The organism is Bradyrhizobium sacchari (genome assembly GCF_002068095.1).
In the GTDB taxonomy this organism is placed as follows: domain Bacteria; phylum Pseudomonadota; class Alphaproteobacteria; order Rhizobiales; family Xanthobacteraceae; genus Bradyrhizobium; species Bradyrhizobium sacchari.
On sequence record NZ_LWIG01000023.1, the window covers coordinates 16501 to 17663 of the forward strand.

2 protein-coding genes are annotated in these 1163 nt (G+C 64.5%); both read left to right on the top strand.

The genetic code is table 11. The features are described 5' to 3' along the window. Nucleotides 1-3: 3 nt before the first annotated feature. Complete coding sequence (gene recR, locus A5906_RS23695) at nucleotides 4-606, top strand: recombination mediator RecR (protein ID WP_027561562.1); 603 nt, start codon at nucleotides 4-6, stop codon at nucleotides 604-606. 30 nt (nucleotides 607-636) lie between these two features. Next, nucleotides 637-1074: a hypothetical protein gene (locus A5906_RS23700; RefSeq protein ID WP_080137714.1), complete on the top strand. Its 438-nt coding sequence runs from the start codon at nucleotides 637-639 to the stop codon at nucleotides 1072-1074. The last annotated feature ends 89 nt before the right edge of the window (nucleotides 1075-1163 follow it).

Sequence of the window (1163 nt, forward strand, 5' to 3'; positions counted from 1 at the left end):
AAGATGGGCGCGGTTGCAGGTCCCGAGATCGAGCGGCTGGTCCAGCTTCTCGCGCGGCTGCCCGGCCTTGGCCCGCGTTCCGCGCGGCGCGCGGCCTTGCATCTGATCAAGAAGCGCGAAGCGTTGATGATGCCGCTGTCGTCTGCTCTTCAGGTCGCGCTGGACAAGGTTCAGGTCTGCAAGACCTGCGGCAACATCGACACGCAAAATCCCTGCACCGTCTGCACCGACCCGAAGCGCGATCCCGCGATCATCGTCGTCGTCGCCGACGTCGCCGATCTCTGGGCGCTGGAGCGCGCCAACGCGACCCAGGGTCGTTACCACGTGCTGGGCGCGACCTTGTCGCCACTCGACGGCGTCGGCCCGCAGGACCTCACCATCGACGCGCTGGTGGCGCGTGCGCATGCCGCTGAGGTGCACGAGATCATCCTGGCGCTGAATGCGACGGTGGACGGCCAGACCACGGCACACTACATCACCGACCTGCTCCAGGACGCCAACGTAAAAGTAACCCGCCTCGCCCATGGTGTGCCGGTCGGTGGCGAGCTTGATTATCTCGATGAGGGCACGCTATCGGCCGCCATGCGGCAGCGGACCCTGTTCTAGCTATCCTACAGACCTCACGGAACGGACGACATGACGAAACTTTTCGCCACACGCTTGGCTTTGGCCGCGACGATGATGCTGCTGGTGACACCGGCGATCTCCGCGCAGCAGGACGATGCGGCGCCGCCGGCCCCCAAGCCCGGCAAGCCGATCAACACCGGCGACGTGCTCTCGGGCGAATTGAACGCAATGAAGGTGCGCGACGTCAAGAATGCCGGCAAGCGCGTTGCGATGTACCAGATCACCTCCGAGCCGCGCCGCCTGCCGGCGCCGAACGGGCTGTGCAACCTCGAGACCGGCCCCGAGACCTTCCAGCTCGTCACCTCCAGCGACGCGCAGGCCGCGCAACTGAAGTCGTTCGTCGGCAAGGAAATCTCCGTCAAGGTCGATGAGGTCGCCTGCGCCAGTGATCCCGGCCAGATGAGCGAGGCCGTGATCACGAAGTGGAGTTTGATCAAGAAGCAGTAGGGGGCAAGTGAGATGCCGTAGCAACCATTAAGTCGCGGCGGTATTTTGGAGCCAGGGCGTGCCTCTAGCAACAACGGTGTTGGCGTAGA